Annotated in this window: 10 protein-coding genes and 1 pseudogene; 7 read left to right on the forward strand and 4 right to left on the reverse strand. The window is 62.8% G+C overall.

What is annotated here, in order from left to right:
• Positions 1–73 precede the first annotated feature (73 nt).
• Positions 74–970 (forward strand): LysR family transcriptional regulator, encoded by an 897-nt coding sequence (locus tag BLO97_RS03695; RefSeq protein ID WP_092222118.1) that lies wholly within the window; start codon positions 74–76, stop codon positions 968–970.
• 19 nt (positions 971–989) lie between these two features.
• Here the strand turns inward: BLO97_RS03695 and BLO97_RS03700 are convergent, their stop codons facing one another.
• The 3 genes and pseudogenes from BLO97_RS03700 to BLO97_RS03710 all read right to left on the reverse strand — a co-directional run.
• Positions 990–1,841 (reverse strand): CAP domain-containing protein, encoded by an 852-nt coding sequence (locus BLO97_RS03700; protein ID WP_063321438.1) that lies wholly within the window; start codon positions 1,839–1,841, stop codon positions 990–992.
• 194 nt (positions 1,842–2,035) lie between these two features.
• Positions 2,036–2,809 (reverse strand): L-iditol 2-dehydrogenase, encoded by a 774-nt coding sequence (locus tag BLO97_RS03705; protein WP_092344986.1) that lies wholly within the window; start codon positions 2,807–2,809, stop codon positions 2,036–2,038.
• Positions 2,810–2,965: 156 nt separating this feature from the next.
• Positions 2,966–3,148: pseudogene (locus BLO97_RS03710) on the reverse strand (sugar ABC transporter substrate-binding protein); the annotation flags it as partial.
• A 199-nt stretch (positions 3,149–3,347) separates the two neighbouring features.
• Between BLO97_RS03710 and BLO97_RS03715 the strand changes: the two are divergent.
• On the forward strand, positions 3,348–4,250 hold the full coding sequence (locus BLO97_RS03715; protein ID WP_092344988.1) for an AraC family transcriptional regulator: 903 nt from the start codon (positions 3,348–3,350) through the stop codon (positions 4,248–4,250).
• A 174-nt stretch (positions 4,251–4,424) separates the two neighbouring features.
• Here BLO97_RS03715 and BLO97_RS03720 read toward each other — a convergent pair whose 3' ends face one another.
• The gene (locus tag BLO97_RS03720) at positions 4,425–6,200 is read right to left on the reverse strand and encodes a sigma-54-dependent Fis family transcriptional regulator (protein WP_092141379.1); all 1,776 of its coding nucleotides are present in this window, start codon (positions 6,198–6,200) and stop codon (positions 4,425–4,427) included.
• A 282-nt stretch (positions 6,201–6,482) separates the two neighbouring features.
• Between BLO97_RS03720 and BLO97_RS03725 the strand changes: the two genes are divergently transcribed.
• The 5 genes from BLO97_RS03725 to BLO97_RS03745 all read left to right on the forward strand — a co-directional run bounded on the left by BLO97_RS03725 (position 6,483) and on the right by BLO97_RS03745 (position 13,078).
• Positions 6,483–7,955, forward strand: coding sequence for a benzaldehyde dehydrogenase (locus tag BLO97_RS03725; RefSeq protein ID WP_092141376.1), 1,473 nt, complete (start codon positions 6,483–6,485; stop codon positions 7,953–7,955).
• A 69-nt stretch (positions 7,956–8,024) separates the two neighbouring features.
• The gene (locus BLO97_RS03730) at positions 8,025–8,792 is read left to right on the forward strand and encodes a coniferyl-alcohol dehydrogenase (protein WP_027911729.1); all 768 of its coding nucleotides are present in this window, start codon (positions 8,025–8,027) and stop codon (positions 8,790–8,792) included.
• Between the two features lie 87 nt (positions 8,793–8,879).
• The gene (locus tag BLO97_RS03735) at positions 8,880–10,529 is read left to right on the forward strand and encodes a DUF1302 domain-containing protein (RefSeq protein ID WP_092141373.1); all 1,650 of its coding nucleotides are present in this window, start codon (positions 8,880–8,882) and stop codon (positions 10,527–10,529) included.
• 15 nt (positions 10,530–10,544) lie between these two features.
• The gene (locus tag BLO97_RS03740; RefSeq protein WP_063321432.1) at positions 10,545–11,906 is read left to right on the forward strand and encodes a DUF1329 domain-containing protein; all 1,362 of its coding nucleotides are present in this window, start codon (positions 10,545–10,547) and stop codon (positions 11,904–11,906) included.
• 68 nt (positions 11,907–11,974) lie between these two features.
• Positions 11,975–13,078 (forward strand): WD40/YVTN/BNR-like repeat-containing protein, encoded by a 1,104-nt coding sequence (locus BLO97_RS03745; RefSeq protein ID WP_063325091.1) that lies wholly within the window; start codon positions 11,975–11,977, stop codon positions 13,076–13,078.
• Positions 13,079–13,097 lie beyond the last annotated feature (19 nt).

Here is a 13,097-nt window from a genome sequence, read left to right on the forward strand (position 1 = left end):
TAGTGGAGAGACTGGATTGTTCTGTGAATTTTAAAGGTAGAATCAATTGATTCATTAATTTTATAAGTTGGCCATGAACGTTACTTTTCGACAGCTTCGTGCCTTTATCCTCATCGCCGAGACGTCGAGCTTTACCCGCACGGCAGAACAATTGCACCTGTCCCAGCCGGCGCTGAGCTATAGCGTCCGCAAACTGGAAGAGAGCATGGGGCTGCAGTTGCTCGCGCGTAATACCCGCAGCGTCGAGCTGACCCCGGCCGGTGAGCATTTTCTACCCCAGGCGCGGCGCATGCTCCGGGACATGAACGACGCCGTGCGCGATGCTCGCGACACCCTGAGCCTGAGCCGTGGCACGCTCCGGCTGGCCGCCTTGCCCACCGCTGCGGCGTCATTCCTGCCGATCGCCATCGCTTCTTTCCAGCACGAGAACCCTGGCGTGACGGTGAGCTTGTTGGACGGCCGCGCCGGGGAAATCATGGGCTGGGTGCAGCGAGGGGAGGTGGACGCCGGCATCAGTTCGTTGCCTGACGATCTGTCCGGACTGAGCTTTGTGCGCCTGTTGGATGACAATCTGGTGTTGCTGAGCCACAAAGACCCGCAGCGTGACGGCCAGGGCGACTGGAAGCGGCAACCCTATATTGCCCTCACGCCTGACACCAGCATCCGGCCCCTGGCTGACGCTGCGTTGCGCTATTTGAACGTCGACCCTGTGCCGGCCTGGGAAGTGGCGCACATGAGCACGGCCACGGCCCTGGTGCGCGAAGGATTGGGGTTTTCTCTGTTGCCGGCCAGCTGCACGGCGGTGTTCAACATTGGCGAGCAGTGTGCTGTCACCGCCATCGACCAGCCGGCGAAGCGCTCGATAGGCCTGTTGCAACGCAAGCCGGTGGCCCAATCACCTTCGTTGAGTCAGTTCATGCAGCATTTGCGACAGGTGCTGCACAAGGACGATGTCAGCCACGGACACTGAGGTTGATCGGGCCACCGCGCTATTGAGTGCCAAACATTGCCGTCCAATAGATCCCGGCATCGCTTTTCGGATCGCTCGCGTACCCGGCGCCCAATTCGCGGAACTGCGGGTTCATCAGGTTGGCGCAGTGCCCCGGGCTGGCCAGCCAGCCGTCCACCACCTTGAGCGCGGTGTCCTGTCCGGCGGCGATGTTCTCGCCAATCAACTGGCCCAGATAGCCGGCCAGCTCGGCGCGGTCGCCCGGCATGCGGTTGTCGCGGTCCTTGTGGTCGAAGAAATTGTTGTTGGCCATGGCCCGGGTGTGGTTCACAGCGGCCAGGGCCAAGGTGGCGTTCCAGGCCAGCGGCGTGGTGGCGGCGAAGGTTTCGGTGCCGCAGCGACGCGGCTGGGTGCGGGCACTGTTGATCAGTTTCAGCAGTTTCTGGCCCTCGGCTTGCCAATCACCCAGGCGCGCCGACAACAGTGGGCGCGCCAGCACGATGCGCCATTCGCGGTCCAGGCGGCTGACGCCGATGTCGATGAACTGCGGGTCGAGTACTACCTGGCAGAAGCTTTCCTGGACGGCTTTCATGGCTGATTGTGCGTCGCGCGGCCCGGACAGGCTGATGGCCTGCACGTTGACCATTGGATAGGCCGCCCGCGCCAGCGCCTGCTGCAGGTCGCCGATGCCATTGGCCGACAGGATCAGCCGGGAATCCATCGCCAGCGGTGGCAACTCCAGCGAGGCCTGGCCGGCACAGCTTTGGGACTGGCTGCGGTAAAGGTTGATGGACTCGACCAGTTGCGTCTCTTCGGTGGCCGTGGCACCGGTGGTGAATAGCAGGCCCAGCGACAGCACGACAAGACCCATGACGGATGAAATGGCACGCATGTAAATCTCCCTTGAGCGGACGGCGCCTATGATGCGCAATTTTTGCCCCGCTGGGGCAACGGTATTCACGCTCTTTTGAAATCCCTTGGAACGGCACCGTTGGGTAGCGTTCGGGATGATCCTCAAATAGTGGGATCAACTTTCAGGCGAATAAGTCCATTTCCGTCGTTTCAAGGCCATAAAATCGCAGATTATCAGCTCATCCAGTTCCCGCCATCGACGTTATAGGTCTGCGCGACCACGTATTCGCTCTCCGCCGAGGCGAGGAAAATCGCCATCCCGGCGAGGTCCTCCGCCGTGCCCATCCGGCCATAGGGCACCTGTTGCCCTACCTGGCGCTTCTTTTCCCCCAACGGCAGGTTTTCGTGGCGGGCGAACAGCGCATCCACGCCATCCCAATGCTCGCCATCCACCACGCCGGGGGCCATGGCGTTGACGTTGATCCGATGCTTGATCAGATCCAGCCCGGCGGACTGGGTCAGGCTGATCACCGCTGCCTTGGTGGCGCAATAGACACCGACCAGCGCTTCGCCACGCCGACCGGCCTGGCTGGCCATGTTGATGATCCGGCCGCCATGGCCCTGGCGGATCATCTGCCGCGCCGCCGCTTGCAGGGTGAACAGCGTGCCGGCGACATTGATGGAAAACAGCCGCTCATAGCTCTGGCGGGTGATCTCCACGATGGGCGCCAGGTCGAACAGCGCGGCGTTGTTGATCAGGATATCCAGCTTGCCCACCCGGGCCACCACGGCGTCGATGGCCTGGTCGATCGACGCCTGGTCCGTCACATCCATTTTGACCGCGTAGGCGCTATCGCCCAGTTCGGCGGCGGTGGCCTGGGCTCGCTCCAGGTCGATATCGGCGATCGCCACTGTGGCGCCTTCGTTGATGTAGGCCTGGGCGAATGTCCTGCCGATACCGCGGGCGGCACCGGTCACCAGGGCACTTTTTCCTTCCAGTCGTTTCATGGGTTGTCCTGTCTTCAGTCTAGGTGGTAGGCGGCGCACACAGCCGTGTGGCGAGGGAGCTTGCTCCCGCTCGAGTGCGTAGCACTCGCCGATGTGGGGCCGCTGCGCGACCCAGCGGGAGCAAGCTCCCTCGCCACAAAAGGCCGGTACCAATCGTTATAACTTTGGATGCCCGGCCCGTTTCATCTCCCGCTCGGTACTCGATTGCGCCGAGGCCAATGCCTGTTCCACCGTGACCTGTCCGGTGAGGGCGGCGGTAAACAGCTGGCCGACGGAGGTGCCGATGGCTTGGAGCTCTGGAATCGTCACGTACTGGATGCCCACGTACGGCACCGGTTCGTCGTCAATGGCAAGCCGATTACAGCAGCGCCCGTGGAGGCCGACAAACGCAGGGAGGATCGTGCGTTGATACTTTTTTAACGCCCTTGAGTGCGACAGGTGCGGGTTAAAAAAGTATCAGTGACCGGTCAGGCCGAGGCTGGCGAAGCGCTGCGCACTCGGCGTAAGGTGCCCGCTATAACGATAAAAGAGGCGCGACATGCCTGATCACCGAACGCCCCTGTTCGAGCAGCGACCAGCCGAACTGGAAGTCATCCTGCCTGAGCCCGAACACAGTTTTCGCTGGTACGAGCATGATTACCCGTACCCGATGGCGCGCTGGAACCATCACCCCGAATTTGAAATCCACCTGATCCGCCAGGGCAGCGGCAAGCTGTTGGCGGGCGACTACATCGGTCCGTTTGGCCCTGGCCACGTGGCGATGATTGGCCCGGACTTGCCCCACGATTGGATGGGCGACCTGGCGTCGGGCGAGCACCTGCCCGGGCGCGACGTGGTCTTGCAGTTCGACGGTGCCACGCTGCTGACCTTGCGCCGAACCCTGCCCGAACTGGGCGATCTGCAGGGCCTGTTCGAGCGTGCCCGCCGCGGCCTGGCCTTCGGCGGCAACACCGCGCGGCAGGCCGCGCACCTGCTGGAAGCCATCGGCCCGGCCCAGGGACTGGCGCGGTTGGCGCTGTTCCTGGAACTGCTTCACACCCTCAACCAAGCCCCTGGCGACGAAGCCTTGAGCCTGGCGAGCCCTTGCTATGCGCCGACCCTCGATGCGCGCAGCTCCGAGCGCATCCATAAAGCCTTCGAATACTTGCAGGCCGAACTCACCGGCGACCTGCGCCTGTCGGTGATCGCCCGCCAATTGGACATGAGCGAGCCAGGCTTCTCGAGGTTCTTCAAGCGCATCACCGGGCACGGTTTCATTGACTTGATGCGCAAGCTGCGGGTCCAGCGTGCCTGTCGCTTGCTGTTGCAGAGTGAAATGCCCGTGACCGATATCTGTTTTGAAGTGGGCTACAACAACTTGTCCAACTTCAACCGGCATTTTCGGATAGAAATGAACCAGACCCCCAGCGAGTACCGGCGGGGCGCTTTTGCCCCTGCTTGACGGAGCCTGCCATGTTGACCGTCGTTGAGCAGCCAGTGTGGGAGCCGAGCTTGCTCCCGCAGGTAATGTTGTTCACTCAAGGCCGGCGATATACCCGTGGCGAGGGAGCTTGCTCCCGCTGGGGCGCGAAGCGGCCCCAAGACCTGCCTTCGCAACATCTCCCAGGTTCGGTGTTCAGTCCGGTACACCTTTTTGATGCTTCTTCAACCGATACGCGAACTGTGCCCGGCTCAGCCCCAATGAGCGTGCGGCCGCTGCCAGGTTGCCGCTGCTCAGTTGCAGGGCTTCGTTGATCAGCCGTGACTCCAGCCCGTCAATGGAGAAGTCCGAGTCCAGTTGGCTGAGGGACTGGAGCAACGCCGGTTTTTCCGCGGGGTCGTTGGCGGCCATGCCCATCGGCGAGAGACCGCCGTGCAGGTCCACGGAATACGCATCCACCGGCAGTTGCTCATTGCGAAACAGATGGACCAGGTCAATCGCCTGGCCTTCTTCGCTGGCGATCAGGCCGCGCTCGATGAGGTTCTGCAATTCGCGCACGTTGCCCGGGAAGTCATAGCGCAGCAGGACCTTCAAGGCGCGCATGGTCAGGCCCATCGGGGTGCGGCCGTATTCCTGGCAAAAGCGCTTGAGGAAGGCATTGATCAGCAGCGGTATGTCATCGCGACGCTCGCGCAAGGGCGGCAGGGCGATGGGGTAGACGTTGAGCCGATAGAACAGGTCTTCACGGAACGCGCCGTCCGCCACGGCCTTGCGCAGGTCGATGTTGGTGGCCGCCACGACCCGCACATCGACCTTGATGCCGTGGCCACCACCGATCCGTTCGATTTCCCGCTCCTGCAAGGCGCGCAGCAACTTGCTTTGCCCGGCCAGGCTCAGGCAGGTGATCTCATCCAGGAACAACGTGCCGCCATGGGCTCGCTCGAAACGACCGGGGCGTGAATGGGTGGCCCCGGTATAGGCACCGCGTTCGACGCCAAACAGTTCGGCCTCGATCAGGTTGTCGGGGATGGCCGCGCAGTTGAGGGCGATGAACGGACCATCGCGTCGGCGACTCAGTTGGTGCAGCTGGCGGGCGAACATCTCCTTGCCGACGCCGGATTCGCCGCTGACCAGCACGGTGGCGGGGGTCAAGGCCACCCGCTGCAAGGCTTGGGTCGCGGCGTTGAAGGCGGCGCTGGCACCGATCAGCGGCTGTTCGCTGTCCGGCAGCGGGGCGGTGCCGGCAACGCTGTCGGACTGGCTGTCGGTGCGCGCGACGACCGCTGGCGGTGAGGCGTTGAGGTAATTGAGGTCCTGCTCGACATCGCCCCATTGCTCGGCGGTCTTGCCGACGACTCGGCAGCGTTCGTGTCCCATGCCTCGGCATTCCACTTCGCGGAAGATCACCAATTGCCCGAACAACCCGCTGACGAAACCGATGGCATAGCCCAGTTCGGTCCAGCACACCGGATCCTGCCCGGTGCCATAGGCGGCGACATGCTCGTCGGCCTCACAGGAGTGGTGCCAGAGAAATTCCCCTTCATAGAACCCGGAGTCGGCATCGAACTTGAAATGCAGCGGCTCGACCTTGGTCATGCCTTCAAGGGTGTGCAGATGCGTGCCGGCGCGAAACACCGCCGCGGCATCGGCGTGGGGCCAGCGTTCGCGAATCAGCCGGGCGTCCCGGGCGCCGGAGGAATAGCCGGTGCGGGTGAGCATCCCACGGGCCTGTTCCAGCCCCTGGCGTTCGATGATTTCCCGGCGCAACGCACCGAAGGATGAACTGTGCAGCAGCAACATGCGTTGGTCGTTGAGCCAGATACGGCCATCGTCGGGGGAGAAAAACAGACATGCGGTGAGTTCTGCCGTCGTGGGCGAGCTGTTGTCGGTCAGCTCGTTGCTGTCACCCCGTGGACGGAAGTGCTCGGTGGCGATCCGGTGATCCGGCAATTGGCAGTGGGGATTATTCATTGTTATGCCCCTGATGGCGGGTGATCGAAATGATCATCTGGCGAGATAGTTATTAAGCATAACTTTATCAAATGAACAAGTGGCAGCTGGCCAACGGCCACGTCGGCAGATGCGTCATCAGCCTTGCACTCGATGCAGAGCATTGATCCAGAGCCCTGCGCCAGGTTTATCAACGTCCGCAGGCGAAACCGGCACAGCGCTTGCTCAAGCACTTGCACGGCGTGCGTCGATACCTTCCAGGTGCGGCAAACGATGACAACAACAAAGAGCCGGGAGTGTTAAATGTCTGCATCCAAAAGCCACCTGTTGTCCCAGGTGATCGAGTCGGAATGTGTCTTCAACGGTGACTGGGTGCCTGCGTCGGGGCCGCTGCAATCGATCATTGAACCGGCCACCGGTGAGCGCTTGATGCGCTGTGCCACGGCCGACTCCGCCGACATTGCCAAGGCCAGCCGCGACGCAGCCCTGGCGCAGCCGGGTTGGGCGGCGCTGGGCCCGCGGCAGCGCGCGGCGATCTTTCGCAAGGCCGCCGAGGTGGCCGAGCATTCCTTCAACGAACTGGCACTGTACGTGGCTCGGGAGTCCGGCGCCGCGCTGTTCAAGGGTCAACACGAAGTGCGCGAAGCCATCGTGCTGTTGCATCAGGCCGCCGGCCTGCTATCCCAGGCCCATGGGGTGGTCCTGCCCAGCGAGGCGGGGCGCCTGTCCTATGCGCGGCGTCAGCCCCATGGTGTGGTCGGCGTGATTTCGCCCTTCAACTTTCCCCTGGTGCTGTCCATGCGCTCCGTTGCGCCAGCCCTGGCGGCGGGCAATGCGGTGGTGCTCAAGCCGGATCCGCAGACCCCGGTGAGCGGCGGTTTTCTCATCGCTCGTTTGTTCGAGGTGGCAGGGCTGCCCAAGGGCCTGTTGCAAGTGTTGCCCGGCGCGGCGGATGCCGGTGAGGCACTGTGCCGTGACCCTAACGTGCGCATGATCGCCTTTACCGGTTCCACGGGTGCCGGTCGCAAAGTCGCTGAAGTCGCCGGGCGCAACCTGAAAAAGGTCGCGCTGGAGTTGGGTGGCAAGAACCCGCTGATCATTCTTGAAGACGCCGACCTCGACCTCGCCGCCCGCAATGCGGCCTGGGGCGCCTGGCTGCATCAAGGGCAGATTTGCATGGCCACCGGGTTGATCCTCGCCCATGAATCCATCGCCGAAGAACTGACCCGCAAACTGGTGGAAAAGGCCCGGGCCTTGACGGTAGGCAACGCCGCCCAGGGCGAAGCTGCGTTGGGGCCGCTGATCAATCAGCGGCAACTGAAACGGGTGCACGACATCGTCAGCGACTCCGTGCGCGCCGGCGCCCGGCTGGAGGCAGGCGGCGAGCACGATCGACTGTTCTACCAGGCCACCGTGCTCAGCGGCGTGAAACCGGGCATGCGTGCCTTCGACGAGGAGATCTTCGGCCCCGTGGCAACGGTGGTCAGCTTCGCCACCGATGATGAAGCCGTCGAGTTGGCCAACCGCACCGAGTACGGTTTGGCGGCGGCGATCATTTCGTCGTCGGTGGGCCGGGCCATGGCCATCGGTGAGCGGTTGCAGTGCGGCATGTTGCACATCAATGACCAGACCGTCGCCGACGAGTGCATCAACCCGTTCGGCGGGCGTGGCGCCTCGGGCAATGGCGGCAGCGTCGGCGGCCCGGCGGACTGGGACGAATACACCCAATGGCAGTGGGTGACGGTCAAGGACAAGGCGCCGGTCTACCCCTTCTGACAGACAGGTTTACAGGGCCCGATGAGCTGAGGGCCCTGCGAGTACACAAAAATAATAAGAGGACTCAACATGAAACTCGACAACAAGATTGTGCTGGTCACCGGTGTCTCGTCAGGCATTGGTGCTGCCACTGCAAGCCTGCTGCGCACTCATGGCGCCCAGGTGATTGGCGTCGACCTCAAGGCGCCGCACATGACCCTGGACGGTTTTGTGCAAGGCGATTTGAGTAGCGCCGAAAACATCGAACGGTTGCTGCCGCAGCTACCCGCACGGCTCGACAGCCTGTGCAACATCGCCGGGGTGCCGGGCACCGCAAACCCGCAACTGCTGGCGCGGGTCAACTACCTTGGGTTGCGCCACTTGAGCCGTGCGCTGCTACCGCGCATCAACGCGGGCGGCAGCATCGTCAATATCGCCTCGATCCTCGGCGCCGAATGGCCGTTGCGCCTGGAACAGCACAAGGCGCTGGCGCGCATCGAGGATTTTGCCGCCGCGCAAGCCTGGCTGGCCGACCACCGGGTGCCGGACCAGACCTGCTACCAGTACTTCAAGGAAGCCTTGATCGTCTGGACCTACCTGCAGGCCCAACCCTGGTTTCTTGAGCATTCGGTGCGCATGAACAGTGTTGCGCCAGGCCCAGTGTTCACGCCGATCCTCGACGACTTCGTGAGCATGCTCGGCGAGGCCCGGACCCAGGCCGATGCCCATCGCATGAAACGTCCTGCTTACGCCGATGAGGTGGCGGCGGTGATCGCTTTCCTGTGTGCCGACGAGTCGCGCTGGATCAACGGCGTCAACCTGCCGGTCGATGGTGGATTGGCCTCCACCTACATCTGAATGCGCATCCGTAGAACGGTGCAAGCCGCTACCCGAGCGTGTTGGCTGCAAAGCCATGCCCAAAAATAACAATAATGAGAAGCGTCCATGGATAACCTCAAAGATTGCTTTGGTTTCAAGCATTGCGCCCTGTTCCTGGCGTTATGCAGCACCGGTGTGATGGTCGAAAGGGTCCAGGCCATGCAAATGGACCTGGGTGACTCCGACTGGAAACTGCGCTGGGACAACACCATCAAGTACAGCCAGGCCTGGCGCCTGCGGGGGCAGGACAGCCGCCTGACCAACGCCTCGACCGCCAACGGTCTGTACCCTTCGATCCAGAGCCAGGGCGACAAGAATTTCAGTCGCGGCCTGGTCTCCAATCGCCTGGACCTGTTTTCCGAAATGGACCTGAGCCGGCAAAACTATGGTCTGCGCGTGAGCGGCGCAGCCTGGTACGACGATATCTACAACAAGGACACCGACAGCAGCGAGCAGCCCCACTTCCTCAGCGAAACCCGCAAGCTCCACGGCCGTGATGCGGAAATTCTCGACGCCTTCGTGTTCCTGCGCGGTGACCTTGGCGAAGATTCCCAGGGCGTGGTGCGGGTAGGCCGGCACAGCCTCATCTACGGTGAAAGCCTGTTCTACGGCGGCAACGGCATCGCCAATGCCCAGGGACCGAGCGATGTGGTCAAGTTGCTCAGCGTGCCGGGGACCCAGTTCAAGGAGATCCTGCGGCCGGTCAATCAGATTTCCGGGCAGTTGCAGATCAACCCGCAGTTGTCGGTGGGGGCTTACTATCAGTTCGAGTGGGAGCGCTCCAACGTTCCCGGTGCCGGCAGCTACCTGAGCGATGTCGATGCCATTGGCTACGGTAGTGGTCCGTTGCGCGAAGTGTTTGGCAACGACACCGTCAATGCCGGTGACTTGAAGCCGCGCAATTCGGGGCAGGGCGGTATGCAGATCCGCTACAAGCCTGATGGGACCGAACTGGAGCTGGGTTTCTACGCCGCGCAGTACCACGACAAAGCCCCGAGTGGCCTGTACGCCTACCTCGACGGGCCCGCCTCGGCGGCCACTGGCTTGCCGATCCTGGGTTCCTATCGCCAGGTCTACGCCGAAGACATCAAGACCGCCGGCGTCAGTTTCTCCACTGCCCACGGGCCGTTCAACTTCGCCGGTGAAACCTCCGTGCGCTGGAACGCGCCGCTGGTCAGCAATCTGCAAGTGGTCGCGCCAGGCCTGGACGTCGATGGCGGTAACGATGAGCTGTTTGCCCGAGGCAAGACCGCCCACGCCAACCTGTCGGCGATTTACCTGTTGTCGCCCACCTCATTCTGGGACGGCGGTTCCGCGCTGGCCGAACTGGCCTGGAACCGTACCTTGAGCGTCACCAAGAACGCGGCGGCCCTGGACTCCAATACCACCCGCGATGCCACGGCGTTGCGGGTACTGCTGGAGCCGGCGTACTTCCAGGTGATCGACGGCATCGACCTGACCGTACCGATTGGCATGGGCGTGGTACTCGATGGGCGTTCATCGGCCGTCAGCAAGGCAGGCTTCGGCAACACCCACTCCGGTGACTGGAGCGTCGGGGTCAAGGCAACCTACCTGCAGCGTTGGGACGTCGGCCTGAACTACGTGAACTTCTTCGGCGCCCCGAAAGCCGGGCTGCGCGAAGACGGCAATTTCAGTTACGGACAGTCGTTGGCCGACCGCGACTTCGTCTCGCTCTACGTGAAAACCTCATTCTAATAAGGTGGATTCGCCATGCAGAACAACACATTGCTCAACACCTGCCTCCTGACGCTGGCCCTGGCCGGGGTGAGCCTGGCCCAGGCGGCGGTGTCGCCTGAACAGGTGGCACGCTTGAAGACTGAACTCACGCCCCTCGGCGCCGAGCGCGCCGGTAACGCCGATGGCAGTATCCCGGCCTGGGACGGCGGCTATACCAAGGTCGTGGCCGGCTACAAGCCGGGCGATAAGCGGCCCGATCCGTTTGCCAGCGACAAGCCGCTGTACTCGATCAAGGCGTCGAACATGGAGCAGTACGCCGGCCAACTGGCGGAAGGTACCAAGCTTCTGCTGAAGAAATACCCGGACTACCGACTGGACGTGTACCCCACTCATCGCTCGGCGGCGGCACCACAATGGGTGTATGACAACACCGCCAAGAATGCCGGCCGCGCCACGTTGGATGTCGAGACCGAGAAAGTCAGCGGTGCCTTCGGCGGCATTCCGTTCCCGATCCCGGACAACGGCACGCAGGTGTTGTGGAATTACCGCTTGTCCTGGCAGGGGGCCGAGACCATCAGTGCGCCGTTCGATACGTGGCTGATGACCGCTGGCGGCAAGAAAGTCCAGGCCACCCGTGCCCTGTTCAGCTACCAGTTTCCCTACTATTCCGAGAACGGTAGCCCGGAACAATTCGCTGGCAAGTACCAGGTCGGCAAGTTATTGACTGAGCTGCCATCCTCCAAGGCCGGTGAAGGCCTGATGACTCATTGGGACCTGGACCCGGGCAACCGTGCGGCCTGGCAATACCTGGTCGGCCAGCGCCGAGTGCGTCGGGCGCCGAACATCGCCTATGACACGCCGGACTTCGTCACCTCTGGCGTTGGTCTGTTCGACGAAGCGTTCATGCTGTTCGGCCCCACCGACCGCTACGACCTGAAGCTGGCGGGCAAGAAAGAACTGATCGTTCCCTACAACAATAATCGCGCCGGCCTGGTCAAGAGCGACGAGCTGGTCAAGCCGAACTTCCTCAACCCTGACCTGGTGCGCTGGGAGAAGCACCGGGTCTGGGTGGTCGAGGCCACGCTCAAATCCGGCAAGCGCCATGTGGTGCCGCGTCGGACCTATTACATCGATGAGGATTCCTGGCAGATCCTGTTGGTCGACGGCTATGACGCCCAGGGCAAGCTGGGACGGCAGATGTATTCGCTGACGCTGTTGGCCCCGGACATGCCGGTGCTCACTTCACAGGTCATGTGGGGCAGCTACAACCTCGATACCGGCGCCTATTTCCTCAATTCGTCGAGCAACGACCTGGCGGTCCAGTACCAGAAGATCGCCACGCCTTCGGCGTCCTTCTACACCCCGGATGCCATGGCGAACGAAAACATGCGTTGAACCCTGGAGCACCGCGGCGGGTGAGAGGCTCGTCGCGGATGCTGGCGATTTTCGAAGTGGGAAAAGACATGAACGTTGAACAATGCTTTGCGAGTTTTGCCCGGCGCTGGGGAGCCTGTGTCCTGGCGTCGTGCCTGTTGGCCAATAGTGCCATCGCGGCACCGGCCACGACGTTCGCCGCGCTCCAGCAATCGGCCTTACCGACGGCCAAGGCACCGCGTGCGGTGTTGCTTGGCTTGACCCGGGCCGGGGAGCGTCTGGTGGCGGTCGGTGAGCGCGGCATTGTGTTGCTCTCGGACGATTCCGGAACGACCTGGCGCCAGGCCCGCGTGCCGGTCAGTGTCAGCCTGACGGCGGTGCAATTCGTCGATGCCGAGCAGGGTTGGGCGGTCGGTCATCTGGGCGTGGTGTTGCACACCCAGGACGGCGGGGAAACCTGGCAGAAGCAACTCGACGGTCAGCGTGCCATCGCCTTGGCGGTGCAGTTCGCTGAGCGCGATGTCAATCAACCCGACGGTACCAGCCACTTGGCGCAGGCACGGCGCATGCTCGATGACGGACCGGATAAACCGTTTCTCGACCTGTACTTCAGTGACCGCCTGCACGGCTACGTCGTGGGTGCCTACAACCAGATCTTCCGTACCGACGACGGCGGGCGAAGCTGGCAGCCGTGGATGCGGCATGTGGACAATCCCCAGGGCTTGAACCTGTATGGCATCCGCGCCGTGGGCAACGATCTGTGGTTGGTGGGTGAGCGCGGTTTGCTGTTGCGTTCGACCGACGCAGGGCAGTCATTCCAGGCCTTGAAGTCGCCGTATGAGGGCAGCTTCTTCGGTCTGCTCGGCACCCGCGACGGGGCCTTGGTGGTCTATGGCCTGCGCGGCAACGCCTGGTGGTCCGGGGATCGTGGCAACAGTTGGCGCCGCCTTGATACCGGTATCGAATCGACACTGGCGAGTGCCCTCCAACTGCGCGACGGCGGCCTGTTGTTGGCCAGCCAGAGTGGTGAGCTTTTATTCAGCCATGACCAGGGGCGAAGCTTTGACAAGCGGCAGAGCCGCAGCGGCGGGACCCTCGCTGCCGTGCAGCAGGCGGTCGACGGCAGCCTGACCAGTGTCGGCTTGACCGGCGTGGCCGCTGACCAGGATCCGCGGGCCGCAGGTCAACCTTGAAACTTCACGGTGTAGCGCT

This window comes from Pseudomonas sp. NFACC05-1 (genome assembly GCF_900100135.1).
Taxonomy (GTDB): Bacteria; Pseudomonadota; Gammaproteobacteria; order Pseudomonadales; family Pseudomonadaceae; genus Aquipseudomonas; species Aquipseudomonas fluorescens_Q.